Here is a 13,285-nt window from a genome sequence, read left to right as displayed (position 1 = left end):
TTGTTGTGTTTTTTTACAAGATTTCAGACGTTATAGGTGGAACTGGCAGGCTAAATACAGCAAAGTTTTCTCATTTAACTTATTGAAATTTAAAGATGTTATCTTTTCTACTTGTTCCAGTCGATAACGTAGAGTATTACGATGAATATGTAGGCTTGCACTAGTTTGATGCAGGTCGCAGTTTTGGGAAAAATAAATGTGCAGGGTTTTCAGCAACGTCCCTTTTTTGTCATGCCTTTCAAGTTTATCAATCGGCTCTCTGAGTAATTGTTGCTGCCAATCTTGATACTCTATACCGCTGAGTAACACGGGTAATTGGTGGTCGCTATAGAACAGCAGTGACTTTGTACTGTTCTGCTTTAATTGCATGGTTAATCTTGCTGTTTCAAAGGATTGCGCCAATCCTGAGAGAGCGGGGAAGTAATCGCCAATCGCAATTTTGACCGAAAATTCGTTTTCCTGCTGAATGCGTTTGAGAAGAGTATGCAGTCGTTTCGTCTCGATATCTTGGGACCAACCTTGTGAAGTGATGCTTATTGGTCTTAATGCCACAATTTGGTTCGATGAGACGGAAAGAATACCAACTATGCTGTCTTTTTCTGGTGATTCGAGAAGGTGAACCACTCTTTGCAAGTGTTCAAGGGTGATCACATGCCCCTTTTTGGGGATGACTTTGATCACTGATGCAATTCTTGGTTGGCTGAGATCCAAATTTAGCCGTTCAGCAATGGAGTTGATCTGCTCTTCTTTAAGCGTAACTCCTTTTATCAACTGAAGTAGTAGTTCTTCACGATGGCGTTTATTCCACTCGATCTTGGACATCATATCCGCTTGTTCTATGATCAACTCAGCGGTCATTTTTACTAATTCGCCATAGCGCCTAACGTCATCGGGTTGTCCTGAAATACCAACCACACCAATGACTTGATCTTGATAGTGAATCGGTAAATTGATGCCCGGCTTTACGCCTTGGAGGTTTTCGGCGGTGGCTACGTTAATATCAACGACACGGTTGTCAGTGATCGCCAAAATAGCACCGTCATGTTGCTGGTAGAGTCGGTTTGGGTCGCCAGAGCCAATGATTCGTCCCTGTTCGTCCATGACATTAATCGAGTAGTGAATAATTTTCATGGCCCGTTCAACGATTTGTTTGGCGATCACTTCATTTAACTGCATGATTTCTATTTGGAGTCTACGAGTGGAATCAAGGATAATATCAGGCAAAGTACAATAAGCTATAGTGATTAGCCAAACGGAAACACGATGGATTACGAATTTAAAAAAAATACTCTGGATGGCAGTTATACCTGTTCGTTCTCAATGGGCCATGAAGTGCTGGGGCGCTGGCTGCAAGAGGAAGTCGGAAATCGTTTAGAAAGAGTAGAAGAAATCTTTGATTTAATTGTAAGTTCTAAAAAAAATAACAGCCAAACTTTTCAATTAGTTGGTCGTGAGATCAGTATGTTTATTTCGAATAATGAAGTTGAAATAAAGCAAAATGCGCTTGAAGGAGAGGGGGATGAACTTTCTGGTGAGTCTTTTGAGATCTATGACTGCGAAAGTGTGAGCTATTGTGGTTTAGAAGATTTCGATTTAGTGATGCAAGATTGGAAAAAATTCATCATGCGCTGAAAACCAACTGCACTGAATTGGTGAGCGAATAAAAAAGCGCATTGTTTTAGGGAAAGGGTTGCACTTAAAAAGTGCAACCCTTTTTGTTATATGCAAAGGATTTTACTAAATCTGTTAACTATCAATAGGTTAAAAAGTTGGCACGACACTTGTTTTGTTTATTGCTGTGAAAGGAAGACTGCTTCAGAGAGGATGCAATGAAACTCATTAACGCCATAATCAAACCGTTCAAATTAGACGATGTTCGCGAAGCACTTGCTGATGTGGGTATCGAGGGTATGACTGTTTCAGAAGTCAAAGGCTTCGGACGTCAAAAGGGTCACACCGAGCTTTATCGCGGTGCCGAATACCAGGTAGATTTTCTACCAAAAGTAAAATTGGAGATCGCAACTCAAGCTGAGAACGTTGATCGCGTGATTGAAGCCATCACTAAAGCAGCGCACACCGGAAAAATCGGTGACGGTAAGATCTTCGTTTACGATCTGAGCCATGCCGTTCGTATCCGTACTGGTGAAATGGATACAGAAGCGCTGTAAAAGAATAATAAGGATTGGAGTAATACTATGGAAATCGCAACAACAGTAACCGAGTTACGTTATGCACTTGATACCTTCTACTTCCTCATTTCCGGTGCGTTGGTAATGTGGATGGCAGCAGGATTTGCCATGCTTGAAGCGGGCCTTGTTCGCTCAAAGAACACAACTGAAATTTTAACTAAGAACTTCGTTCTTTATGCTATCGCTTGTACTATGTACCTGCTAGTGGGTTACCACATCATGTATGTAGATAACGCAGAAGGCGGTTGGCTTCCTTCATTCGGAGCACTGATTGGCTCTCAAGGTGAAGGTGCAGACCACTCTCTAGAATCTGATTTCTTCTTCCAAGTTGTGTTCGTTGCAACAGCAATGTCAGTGGTTTCTGGCGCAGTTGCTGAACGTATGAAGCTATGGGCGTTCTTGATTTTCTCTGTTGTACTAACAGCGTTTATCTACCCTATGGAAGGCTACTGGACTTGGGGCGGCGGTTTCCTATCTGCTGCTGGCTTCAGCGACTTTGCTGGTTCTGGTATCGTTCATATGGCGGGTGCCTCTGCTGCGCTTGCAGGTGTACTGTTGCTGGGTGCTCGTAAAGGTAAATACGGTAAAAACGGCGAAATCTTCCCAATCCCTGGTTCAAACATGCCACTAGCAACGCTAGGTACCTTTATTCTATGGTTTGGCTGGTTTGGCTTTAACGGTGGTTCTCAGCTTATGGTTTCTGACTTTGAGAACGCAACAGCCGTTGGCCAAATTTTCCTAAACACTAACGCAGCTGCAGCCGCAGGTTCTATTGCCGCACTTCTTGTTTGTAAAACAACTTGGGGCAAAGCTGACCTAACTATGATCCTTAACGGTGCACTTGCTGGTCTTGTTGCGATTACTGCTGACCCACTATCACCAAGCCCGCTTTACTCTGTGGCTATCGGTGCTGTTGCTGGTGCAATCGTTGTGTTTAGCATTATTGGTCTTGATAAACTAAAAATCGACGATCCAGTGGGTGCTATCTCTGTACACGGTGTGTGTGGCTTCTTTGGTCTAATGGTTGTGCCTCTAAGCAATGGTGATGCTTCGTTTGGTTCTCAGCTACTTGGTGCCGTTGTTATCTTTGCTTGGGTATTTGTAGCGAGCTTAATTGTATGGGCTATCTTGAAAGCAACGATCGGTATCCGAGTTTCTGAAGACGAAGAAATGGAAGGTATGGACATGCATGACTGTGGTGTTGGTGCTTACCCTGAATTCGTTACTGTGAAATAAACTTTCGGTTACAAAACGAAACGAAAAAAACCTGCCCGAGGGCAGGTTTTTTGTTTTTACAGCGTTGTATACCGTTTTCGTCTGCTTATAATTATTTAATTGATAATCATTATTACTACTAATAATTGTAAAGGACTGCCTGAATGACTAAATATTTTTCACTTTCTCTATTGGCACTAAGTGCGCTGACTCCATCAGCGATGGCTGCTGAAGAAGTCAATGTTTACTCTTATCGTCAACCGTTTCTCGTGGAACCTATGCTTGAAGAGTTCACGCGTGAAACCGGGATTCGTGTCAATGTGAAATTTGCTAAAACGGGCATCGCAGAAAAGTTAGTTCAGGAAGGTGAGTACAGCCCGGCGGACGTTTTGCTCACCGTGGATATTGCTCGCCTTTCGGAACTCACCGATAAGAAAGTGGTTCAGCCTGTAAATAGCGAAGTTCTTGAAGCCAATATTCCAAGTCAATATCAAGACAGTAATAACGAGTGGTTTGGTTTAACAACGCGCACTCGCTCTGTGTATTCGTCAAAAGAGCGTATTGGAAAGCTTGGTCAAGACTTTGAGTATCTTGATCTTGCCAAGCCTGAATTCAAAGGAAAAATCTGTACGCGTAGTGGAAAGCACCCTTACAACATTTCATTGGTATCATCGATGATCGCTCATTATGGTGAGGCAGAAACCAAACAGTGGCTGGAAGGCGTCAAAGCTAACTTAGCACGTAAGCCGCAAGGTAATGACCGTGCTCAAGTTAAAGCAATCAAGGAAGGTTTGTGTGACGTTTCTCTGGGTAATAGCTACTACTTAGGCAAAATGGTGACAGACCCTGAACAAAAAGCGTGGGCAGACTCGGTGTATATCAACTTCCCTAACCAAGATAGCACAGGTACGCATGTGAATATCTCTGGGATGGCGATGGCGAAATACGCACCTAACCGTGAAAATGCATTGAAACTGATGGAGTTTTTATCAAACGACACCGCACAGACAATGTATGCTGAGATCAACTTTGAATACCCGGTGAAACCAGGTGTTGAACCGTCTCAATTAGTGGGCTCATGGGGTGAATTTAAAGCGGATACCTTGCCTTTAGATGAGATTGCGGCACATCACGAAGCGGCAATAAAGTTACTTGATGAAGTGAAATTTGATCTTTAATTGTTATTATTGTTGGCAACGAAAGACTTAACACAGCGCGGGTTGTTGTAAGCGCTGTAATTTTCGCCCATTAGGCCTTAATGAAAGATAAACATTATTTATGGCAGGCCAGTAGTGGCGTTCTCACGCTGCTACTGGTATTGCCTATTGTCGCGATTTTCTATACCTCGGTCGGAGACACTGATGAGCTATTTGCCCATCTGATGTCAACGGTCATGCCTACCTACGCCTATAACACCATTTTACTAACGCTAGGGGTGATGGTTTTAGCGCTCCTATTTGGTATTCCAAGTGCTTGGTTTATGGCGATGTGTCGTTTACCTGGCGAACGATTTTTACAATGGGCTTTGGTATTACCGCTCGCGATGCCTGGCTATATTGTCGGTTATATCTTTACTGATTGGTTTGATTTTGCAGGCCCTATCCAAGTCATGCTGCGCGATATCACGGGTTGGCAGGCTAAGGAGTATTGGTTTCCTGATATTCGAACGTTAACCGGCGCCGCGATTGTGCTGGCGTTGGTGCTCTATCCCTATGTGTATTTGCTGTGCCGCGCTGCATTTATGGAGCAGAATGTCTCTTTGCTCCAATCGGCGCGGTTATTAAAATGTTCCCCTTGGCAGAGCTTTCGACGTGTCTCTCTCCCTCTTGTACGCCCAGCAATTGCAGTCAGTCTGTCACTTGTCGCTATGGAGACGATTGGTGACTTTGGCACGGTCAGTTATTTTGCGGTGAATACCTTAACCACGGCGGTTTATGATACTTGGCTTGGGTATTCCAGCCTAAGTGCTGCTGCGAAAATCTCGGCGATGATGTTGGTTCTCATCGTTATACTGCTCAGTAGTGAGCGTTATAGCCGGCGTAAACAGAAGCTATTTCAAAGTGAATTTACCAGTCGTGAAGATTTTCGCTACACGCTGAAGGGATGGAAGAAGTGGTGTGCTCTGATTTGGTGTTGGGGTTTGATTGCCGTGGCTTTCATTTTTCCTTTAGGACAATTGATGGTCTTTGCATGGCATTATTTCGCACAAAGTTGGACTGAAGAATTTCGCCAGTTTGCGCTTAATAGTTTGTATGTATCATTGGCAGCCGCTGTCGTCAGCGTGATGGTGGCGTTGACGGTCAATTTCTATCATCGCTTAGAAAGCAACAAGCGTAGCTTGAGTTTTTTGCGCTTATCTTCACTGGGGTATGCGGTGCCTGGAACGGTATTAGCGATAGGAATAATGGTGCCGGTTTTGTCACTGGATCATGCAATCAATGATGTCGCTAAGTGGATGGATTGGGGACGGCCTGGTCTGATTTTCTCTGGCACCATGTTAGCGTTGATTTTTGCTATGGTTGTACGTTTCTCAGCCGTTGCGATTGGCAGTGTTGAAAGCAGCTTAAGTAAACTCTCTCCTTCTCTGGATATGGCTTCAAGAACCATGGGTTGTACGCCAAATCAAATGCTGCGGCGAGTACATCTGCCTCTGATTAAACGTGGGGCTCTGATTGCCGGGTTACTGGTCTTTATCGAGTCAATGAAAGAGCTCAATGCCTCTTTATTGCTGCGTCCTTTCAATTTTGAAACTCTGGCGACTTATGTCTACAACTTTGCCTCAGATGAGCAGTTAGAGCTGGCCGCACTTCCTGCCGTTTTGTTGGTGCTGGTGGGGCTGGTGCCTCTCGTATTAGTTAACCGTTCCTTGGAGCAAACACACTGATGAATAGCGCATTATCGATTAATCACCTGACGTGTAAGTATGATCAACAAGTGATTCTTGAATCGCTGTCTCTGAAGGTAGAGCAGGGTGAGATCGTTTGTTTGCTGGGAGCCAGTGGCTGCGGGAAAACAACGTTACTCAAAGCCATTGCGGGGTTGTTACCACTCAGCTCTGGCAGTATTAGTTTGCGCCACCAAACATTGGACGATGGACGCGATTGGCTACCTCCAGAGCAGCGCAATATTGGTATGATTTTTCAAGATTACGCTCTGTTTCCTCATCTCACTGTGGCTGAGAATGTCGGCTTTGGATTGACGGACGTTAAGCCTAATGAGCGCACTGACAAGGTCAATGAAATGTTGCATCTGGTGCACTTGCAAGACTTCGCCCAGCGCTATCCACATCAATTGTCTGGCGGACAGCAACAGCGTGTGGCCATTGCTCGGTCACTGGCTTATAAGCCGGATTTACTGTTGCTAGATGAACCTTTTTCTAATATTGATACTCAGGTTCGTCATGAGCTTATTGCTGAAATACGTCGATTATTCAAACAGCAAGGCGTGACCGCGATTTTTGTCACTCATAGCCGTGAAGAGGCGTTCGCTTTTGCTGATAAGATGGCGGTGATGAACCACGGCGTTATTGAACAATACGGAACCGCGAGTGAGCTTTATTACCACCCTTCGAGTAAGTTCGTCGCCGATTTTCTTGGTGGAGGAAGTTACCTAGCGGCTCGGCGAATTTCTGAGTCGGAGTATCAAACACAGCTTGGTTGTATCCCTGCAAAAGCGCAACACAATATCGATTTAAACCAAGCTTGCGAGCTGTTGCTTCGTCCACAGCATCTGGTGCTAGAAGCGGTGAATAACAGCGATATTCATGTTTTAGAGCAGCAGTTTATGGGCGATCATTGTCGCTACGTGATCAATGCGAGCGGCAGCCAATTATTGGCAAGCTCCAACGAGCCATTGACGGTAGGGCAAGCCGTGGCGGTGAGACTTCAGCCGCAAGGCGTATTGGCTTTTTAACCGCCGAGTGCCAGTCGTAGAATCAAAAAGTAGGGGACTTCATATCCCCTACTTCTGTGCAATGATTGGCCTTAAAGATACTCACTCCTACAGAGCTAGAAAATGTTTCATTATCTTGACCATATTCTGTGCCGAGGGTTTATCTGCCATTTCCGAAAATATCCGCAGCAGTGGTTCTGTCCCTGAAAATCGAGCAATGACCCACCCTCCATTGCTAAAATAAACTTTAGCGCCATCGTCGTAACTTACGCGCTCTATCGCCACGCCAAAATCTGGTAGCTGACGTTGGACATAGAGTTTGTCATACAATCTCTGCTTCTGTTCTGGTTTAAAACTGCAGTCGCCTTCTGCGGTATAAGCATAACCGTATCTATCGTAAATTTCGCCGAGTAATTGAGACAGGGTCTTGCTTGTGACCGAGAGCATTTCAATCAGTAAGCTTGAAGCAAACACCCCATCTTTCCCTTTGATATGCCCGCGAATTGTCAAGCCTCCTGAACTTTCGCCGCCAAGCAGCGCATCGGCTGCTTCCATTTGAGCGCTGATATGCTTAAAGCCTACAGGAACCTCAAAGCTCTTTTCTCCGTACTCAGCGGCGATCTTGTCCAATAAATGGGTGGTTGCGATATTTCTGACTACAGAGCCGCGCCAGCCTTTATATTCAAGTAGGTAGTAATAAAGTAGCAATAAGACTTCATTCGGATGAATAAAGTGCCCTTGTTCATCGATGATACCCAAGCGATCAGCGTCACCATCAGTGCCAATGCCAATGTCATAGCCTTCAGCGGCGACCAGATGTTTGAGCCGATAAAGCGTTGTGGCGTTTGGTGAAGGCATTAAGCCGCCAAAATCAGGATTTTTTCCATCGTGGATGACATCGACATCACATCGACCGTTAATTAACACGGTTTGCAGTGCATTTTTCGCCACGCCGAACATCGGATCGATCAATACTCGCAAATTCGCTGCTTTAATGGCCTCAATATCGATAAAGTTAATGATTGAATCGACAAATTCATTCATTGGGTTGATGATCTTGATTAAGCCATCATTGACGGCATGATCAAAGTCGACGCTATAAACATCACCAAAGGTTAATAGCGCGATTTGGCTTTCTATCCTCTGAGTAATCTCTTCATCAGCATCGCGCCCCCCTTGGATAAAGACTTTAATGCCATTGTAGTCAGCTGGGTTGTGCGAAGCGGTAATGCATGCAGAGTAGGCGCAGTCCATCTGTTTCGCTTTAAACATCACGACAGGGGTTGGGACAAATTTATCGATGAAGCTGACGTTAATCCCATTGGCAGCTAAAACTTCTGCCAGCCAACGCGCGGCTTTGTCTGACAAAAACCGGCGGTCATAACCAATAACGAATCCGCTCTGTTGTTTGCCTTCTTGATTGAGAATATTGGCCAGTGCTTGGGCGATAAGGCGAACATTATCGCGTGTAAACTCTTCGCCAATCAAGGCTCGCCAGCCTCCTGTTCCAAATTGAATCATGACTCATTCCTTGTATTTGGCCTCACGCTATGAGGCCTTATCATTGCTTAACCGAGCGTAACCACGACATGGTTCACTGTGCCTTGAGGCTGAGCGAGAATATCTCCCTCGATAGCGCTGCCATTGAGCTGTATTCTTTTTACTCCTTTGCTAACGCCAGATGGATTCTCAACGGTAATGACGTAGCGGGCCCCGCGCCATTGGCGAGTGACTTCAAATCCTGGCCAGTCGGTGGGAATACAAGGGTCTATTGTTAATGCATCAAACCCGGTACGGATGCCAAGAATAAAGTTGGTGACGGCAAAATAGGCCCATCCTGAGGTGCCGGTGAGCCACGGATGATTGGCTCGGCCATGATCTTGGTGATCTCGGCCCATAACAAATTGCACGTACGAGTAAGGTTCTGCGATACGCTTTTCGATCATGTCATTTTGATTGTAAGGATTAAGCGCGTCATAAAATTTCATCGCACGATCACCGCGTCCTAGCTTTGCTTCCGCAACCCAAGCCCAAGGGTTCGGGTGTGAGAAAATAGCGCCATTTTCTTTCACGCCTTGGTAAACTCGTGTGACAAAACCGATATCATCATTGGGGGTGGAGAATGACGGGGCATTCAGGTGTAACCCGTAATCACTGAATAAATGCTGGTCAACGGCATCCATCGCTTGCTGGCCGCGAGCAGGCTCTGCGAGGCCGGAAAGTACGGCAAGCGTATTTGACTCAAGATGAATCCGACCTTCCGTTTGTTGCGCCGTTCCAATTTTATCGCCTTGCTGAGTCAGGCCGCGAATATACCAGCCGCCTTCTTCATCCCATAACTCACTCTCACAGGCTTCTTTTACGTCTGCAGCCATACGTGTGTAATGCTCAGCGTCTTGAGTTTTACCTCGATATTGAGCGAGGGCGATAAATTCTTGTAATGCCCAGAAATGTAAGAATGACACCATCGCAGACTCACCACCGCCTAGGTTTAAACAATCATTCCAATCCGCGCGCAGTCCTTTACAAATCCCACTTTGACCAACATGCAAGGCGGAAAAATCTAGTGCGGCTTTCATGTGCTGGTAAACCGTGTCTTCACCACCATCAGCGTAAGGAATAACTTGGTCAATAAAGTCATGATCTCCGGTCTCCATTACGTAGCGGCATATGGTTGGAATCAGCCAAAGGTGATCGTCAGAGCAGGTATCTTTGATGCCGTGGATTTTATCTTCATTCGAGGGCGTAGGAACGACCGTGGGTGATTTGGATGGCGCGACATCTGCTTTGTCGGGATCAAACCAGTCAGGATCAAACAGATGCAAACCGTAGCCTGCTTGTACTTGACCTCGTAGAAGATCAATAAGTCGCTTACGGGTCTTATCTGGGTTGGTATGGGGCACGGAGATGGCGTCTTGCGCCGTATCACGGTAACCAAGCCCAGTGCGCCCACCGACCTCGATAAAGGAAGCAAAACGTGACCAAACCACGCAAGTCTCTGCTTGATACAAGGTCCAAGTGTTGATCATGGTATCTAACCCTGGGTTGGGTGAGCGGACTTGAAATTGGTCACAGCGTTGTTGCCAATGCTGCTGAATCTGGGCAAATGCGCTGTCAACGTTGTGTGGTTTCTGGTAGTGCTGGCGAAGGCGTTGACCGTTGCCTTTGCCGATGCCTAATAAGTAGGCAAAGCGGACTTCCTCACCCGGCTGTAATTCAAATTGTTTATGTAAAGAACCACAGTGGTTATAGCAAGTTTGCGCTGAGTTTGAGCATTGACCTTGTTCAACCGCAATCGGGTTCGATTCATCACGATAAAGACCTAAAAACTGATCGCGTTGACCGTCATAAGAGTCTGGTTCAAACGTCGATGCCAGATAGTAAAAACCTTCAAATTCATCGGTGTTGTAGAAAAGGTCATATTCAATCACGCCTTGTTGGTAGCTGGTGCCTGCTGAATAGAGTGACATTTGATGATTTTGGTTATCCGAAGCGATATGGCTAAAAGAGAACTCAACAAAAGAGAAGGCGCTGATTTTTCTCGGTGTATCGCCAGTATTGCGAATCACTACATCCCAAATCTCAACGTCTTCACCCTTAGGAACAAACAGTGTTTTGGTCGCCACAATAGAGGAATACTCGCAGCGAAATTTAGAGTAGGAGAGGCCATGACGTACTTCATAATTGGCTTCATTGAGGCTTTTGGCGACTGGTTGCCAGGAGATAGACCAATAATCACCAGTGTCATCATCTCTCAGATATACGTAGTGCCCTGGGCGGTCAAAGCTTGCATTGGTGCGGAATTTGGTTATTCGATTGTATTCTGGAGAGTTATAGAATGCGTATCCTCCTGCATTATGGGAGATCACGGAACAAAACTTTTCTGTACCGAGATAGTTGGTCCATGGAGCAGGGGCGTCTGGGCGCGTAATGACGTATTCGCGATTTTCATTGTCGAAATAGCCGTATTTCATGGCGTTATCCTTGTAAAAATAGACCTGGGTAGTAACTGAAATTAAGGGCGTTGCTGGCCACCGGGGCAATCAAATACTCGTTTTCCAAGGGTTTCGATAGCCAACGCCTTGTTTATCCCAGCGCTTAAGATGGACGGGTAACCGGCTGAGGTAATCATGCCACTCACGCTGTGTCGGCTGACTCCAACCGACTTCAGCAACCGCACTTAGCCTTGGATACACCATGTATTCCAAGCGCTGAGGCGTGGTGACGATTTCACTCCATAGGGCGCATTGAATGCCAAGAATGCGTTTACGAATAGGGTCGCTGGTGGCGATTTGTGCGAGAGGTTCATAGCGATAAGTGGTTTCCAACGGCAATACGTTCGCCCAACTGACCCCCGGTTCCTGCGGGGAAAAGTCTTGGCACATATCAAGATAAGTGTACTGCCCAGGTTGTAAGATGACATCAAACCCCTGCTTGGCGCAGTTCAGCGCCGCTTGTTCACTAAGCCATGAGTAAATCACGGTATCTTTACTGACTTTGTTTCCATGCTGCGCTTCTTCCCAACCAACCATACGTTTTCCCAATTTTTTGAGTTTGCTTTCTACATAGCTTAAAAGATGCCCCTGCAACTGATTGGGCTGCTCATAACCATGATCTTTCATCAGTTCCGCACACAGTGGGCAGTCACTCCATGCGCCTTCAGGAACTTCATCCGCGCCAATATGCAGCCATGGTGAAGGAAACAGTGCGCAGACTTCTTCTAAGACCGTATCAAGGAAGGTGTAGGTGCCAGCTAAAGCGGGGGATAAAACATTGTCGCGATAGTGCTGAACACTTTTATATTGAGAGTGGTCATTGGGATTAAACAGCAGTTCGGGCAAAGATTTGATGGCCGCACGGCAGTGTCCGGGGATATCAATTTCAGGAATGATGGTAATGCCTCGAATCGCAGCATACTCGATAACTTCTTGAATTTGCGTTTGGGTATAAAATTCTCCGTAAACACTGTCTAAATGGCTAAATTGAGGTTCGAGTTGAGTGCCATGGCCACGTTTTGCCCCGATCTCGGTGAGCTGGGGAAACGCTCGAATTTCGATGCGCCAGCCTTCGTCATCGGTTAGGTGCCAATGCAAGGTATTGAATTTGTAATAGGCTAACTGATTAATGAGCTTTTTGATGCTGGAGATGCTGTGGAAGTGACGAGCACAGTCCAACATCATGCCACGATAAGTAAACCGTGGTTTGTCGACGATCAGTACGCATGGCAAGTATCCACACTTGGTTTTTTCGTCAGGGAAGGTTAAGAGTTGCAGCAAGCTGGCGACACCATATACAAAGCCTCGTTCGCTACTGGCTTCAAGCAACACGCAGTGAGATTGAACGTTAAGCCGATAGCCTTGCGCATTCAGTGTTGGATTAAATTTAAGTTCCACATGATTCGTGGGGGTTGGTTGCTGGCCAAATTCGATGGCATATAGCTCAGCCATCTCTTGTTCAAGCCACTGTTTTGCGTTCGCCGCGAGCGAGCTATGACACAAGAGACAGGTGTTACTAGAGAGTAAGAATTGCCCCGATAGCGCTTGTAGTTGTTGCGGTTTGGGAATGATAGCAATTGCGCTAACTAGCGGATGGGGCAGCGATGATGAGTCGGCATTTTGCTGCGTAAGTGCGATAGGTGTGACGTCCACAGGGTAACGAAGGTGGTTGTCGACCACTAACATCGCCTGTTTAATTCCGTCGCTATGAAAACGAATCGGCATCGACTGTATGAGAAACTCACAATAGAAGTGGCCATTGGCCTCAAGTGGTGTCATGTTCGGTGTCAGTAAACAATCACTCCCCACTTGCTGGATGTCTCCTGTTGTTAAGCTTTTCGGTTCGATATAACGGTCAAAGAGAAATTCCAGTGACCAAGAACTAATACGTTGGTCACTGAGGTTGTGAACGGTCAGGCCCATAAGGCATCCGCGTTCAGATTCGCTCAATACGGTAAGATCAATGCGGTAATTCATTATTGCGTCTCATGAAAT

General features: G+C 45.9%; 10 protein-coding genes. 6 read left to right on the top strand and 4 right to left on the bottom strand.

Translation table 11 applies throughout. The features are described from left to right. Positions 1-30: 30 nt before the first annotated feature. A complete protein-coding gene (locus tag ACFFUV_RS13405) occupies positions 31-1,176 on the bottom strand; it encodes a sugar diacid recognition domain-containing protein (protein ID WP_390193623.1) in 1,146 nt (381 codons plus the stop codon). A gap of 87 nt (positions 1,177-1,263) precedes the next feature. On the opposite strand from ACFFUV_RS13405, the gene ACFFUV_RS13400 reads away from it, so the two are divergent. The 6 genes from ACFFUV_RS13400 (at position 1,264) to ACFFUV_RS13375 (ending at position 7,316) form a co-directional block, all read left to right on the top strand. Beyond that, positions 1,264-1,632: a YacL family protein gene (locus ACFFUV_RS13400; RefSeq protein ID WP_390193622.1), complete on the top strand. Its 369-nt coding sequence runs from the start codon at positions 1,264-1,266 to the stop codon at positions 1,630-1,632. Positions 1,633-1,829: 197 nt separating this feature from the next. Further along, positions 1,830-2,168, top strand: a complete 339-nt coding sequence (gene glnK / locus ACFFUV_RS13395; RefSeq protein ID WP_093274608.1) for a P-II family nitrogen regulator — start codon at positions 1,830-1,832, stop codon at positions 2,166-2,168. 27 nt (positions 2,169-2,195) lie between these two features. Continuing rightward, positions 2,196-3,425, top strand: coding sequence for an ammonium transporter AmtB (gene amtB / locus ACFFUV_RS13390; RefSeq protein ID WP_390193619.1), 1,230 nt, complete (start codon positions 2,196-2,198; stop codon positions 3,423-3,425). 143 nt (positions 3,426-3,568) lie between these two features. Further along, positions 3,569-4,582, top strand: a complete 1,014-nt coding sequence (locus ACFFUV_RS13385; RefSeq protein ID WP_390193617.1) for a Fe(3+) ABC transporter substrate-binding protein — start codon at positions 3,569-3,571, stop codon at positions 4,580-4,582. 80 nt (positions 4,583-4,662) lie between these two features. Continuing rightward, positions 4,663-6,288: an ABC transporter permease gene (locus tag ACFFUV_RS13380; RefSeq protein ID WP_390193614.1), complete on the top strand. Its 1,626-nt coding sequence runs from the start codon at positions 4,663-4,665 to the stop codon at positions 6,286-6,288. After that, positions 6,288-7,316 (top strand): ABC transporter ATP-binding protein, encoded by a 1,029-nt coding sequence (locus ACFFUV_RS13375; RefSeq protein ID WP_390193612.1) that lies wholly within the window; start codon positions 6,288-6,290, stop codon positions 7,314-7,316. The genes ACFFUV_RS13380 and ACFFUV_RS13375 overlap by 1 nt, the downstream gene beginning before the upstream one ends. 87 nt (positions 7,317-7,403) lie before the next feature. On the opposite strand, the gene ACFFUV_RS13370 is transcribed toward ACFFUV_RS13375, so the two are convergent. From ACFFUV_RS13370 to ACFFUV_RS13360, 3 genes are all read right to left on the bottom strand, one after another. After that, positions 7,404-8,816, bottom strand: a complete 1,413-nt coding sequence (locus ACFFUV_RS13370) for a phosphoglucomutase/phosphomannomutase family protein (RefSeq protein ID WP_390193609.1) — start codon at positions 8,814-8,816, stop codon at positions 7,404-7,406. Between the two features lie 47 nt (positions 8,817-8,863). Continuing rightward, complete coding sequence (locus ACFFUV_RS13365) at positions 8,864-11,269, bottom strand: glycoside hydrolase family 94 protein (RefSeq protein WP_390193606.1); 2,406 nt, start codon at positions 11,267-11,269, stop codon at positions 8,864-8,866. A 69-nt stretch (positions 11,270-11,338) separates the two neighbouring features. After that, positions 11,339-13,267 carry a beta-N-acetylhexosaminidase gene (locus ACFFUV_RS13360; protein ID WP_390193604.1) on the bottom strand — a complete coding sequence of 643 codons (1,929 nt, stop codon included), beginning with the start codon at positions 13,265-13,267 and terminating at the stop codon, positions 11,339-11,341. Positions 13,268-13,285: the final 18 nt, after the last annotated feature.

Origin of the sequence: Vibrio olivae, from assembly GCF_042428525.1 — a bacterium.
GTDB lineage: Bacteria > Pseudomonadota > Gammaproteobacteria > Enterobacterales > Vibrionaceae > Vibrio > Vibrio olivae.
The sequence above is the reverse complement of the archived record's forward strand: the minus strand, read 5'-3'. Positions and strand labels throughout refer to the sequence as shown.

What these genes read in the sequence shown, in the direction of transcription:
- ACFFUV_RS13405 (WP_390193623.1), bottom strand. Translation starts at nt 1,176, where the DNA reads ATGCAGTTAAATGAAGTGATCGCCAAACAAATCGTTGAACGGGCCATG.
- ACFFUV_RS13400 (WP_390193622.1), top strand. Translation starts at nt 1,264, where the DNA reads ATGGATTACGAATTTAAAAAAAATACTCTGGATGGCAGTTATACCTGT.
- glnK (WP_093274608.1), top strand. Translation starts at nt 1,830, where the DNA reads ATGAAACTCATTAACGCCATAATCAAACCGTTCAAATTAGACGATGTT.
- amtB (WP_390193619.1), top strand. Translation starts at nt 2,196, where the DNA reads ATGGAAATCGCAACAACAGTAACCGAGTTACGTTATGCACTTGATACC.
- ACFFUV_RS13385 (WP_390193617.1), top strand. Translation starts at nt 3,569, where the DNA reads ATGACTAAATATTTTTCACTTTCTCTATTGGCACTAAGTGCGCTGACT.
- ACFFUV_RS13380 (WP_390193614.1), top strand. Translation starts at nt 4,663, where the DNA reads ATGAAAGATAAACATTATTTATGGCAGGCCAGTAGTGGCGTTCTCACG.
- ACFFUV_RS13375 (WP_390193612.1), top strand. Translation starts at nt 6,288, where the DNA reads ATGAATAGCGCATTATCGATTAATCACCTGACGTGTAAGTATGATCAA.
- ACFFUV_RS13370 (WP_390193609.1), bottom strand. Translation starts at nt 8,816, where the DNA reads ATGATTCAATTTGGAACAGGAGGCTGGCGAGCCTTGATTGGCGAAGAG.
- ACFFUV_RS13365 (WP_390193606.1), bottom strand. Translation starts at nt 11,269, where the DNA reads ATGAAATACGGCTATTTCGACAATGAAAATCGCGAATACGTCATTACG.
- ACFFUV_RS13360 (WP_390193604.1), bottom strand. Translation starts at nt 13,267, where the DNA reads ATGAATTACCGCATTGATCTTACCGTATTGAGCGAATCTGAACGCGGA.